This window comes from Corallococcus praedator (assembly GCF_003612125.1).
GTDB lineage: Bacteria > Myxococcota > Myxococcia > Myxococcales > Myxococcaceae > Corallococcus > Corallococcus praedator.
In genome coordinates this window covers 1-465 of sequence record NZ_RAWI01000941.1, presented here as the reverse complement: position 1 = coordinate 465, position 465 = coordinate 1, and the positions used below count along the sequence as shown (strand labels likewise).

The window sequence follows — 465 nt, the reverse complement described above, 5'->3', positions numbered from 1 at the left end:
GGGCGCCTCCACGGAGGGGGCCTGCGCGAGCCGAGCCGCCTGCTCGCGCTGCACCTGCTGTCGCAGGTCCTCGAAGCGCCGCTCCACCTTGGGCGAGACCTTCAGCGGCAGCACCGCCCGCGGCTCCAACTGGAGGGCCGCCTTGAACGCCGCGGTGGACGCCTCGTTCTTGCCCAGGTCCGCCAGGATGACGCCCTCGTAGAGCGACAGGAGCACGTCGTCCGCGTCACCGGTCGACAAGCGCCGGGCCGCCGAGAGCTGCTCCAGCGCGCGTTCGTACTCCAGCGCATCGTAGAGCCGGTGCGCGGAGCGCAGGGCCGCCCGCACGCCGCCGGAGTCCTGGGCCCGGGCCCCTTGGGGAACGAGCCCCCCACCGCCCAGCATCAGCGCCGTGAGCGACACCACGGCCCGCTGCCGCTGGCGCTCGACGAATGATCTCTGTCTGCCCATGGACTAGCCCCCGGC

The 465-nt window shown here is 73.5% G+C and carries 1 pseudogene; it reads right to left on the bottom strand.

Features of this window, described 5'->3' with window-relative positions:
* A pseudogene (locus D7Y13_RS46335) lies at nucleotides 1-450 on the bottom strand (hypothetical protein); the annotation flags it as partial.
* Between the last annotated feature and the right edge of the window lie 15 nt (nucleotides 451-465).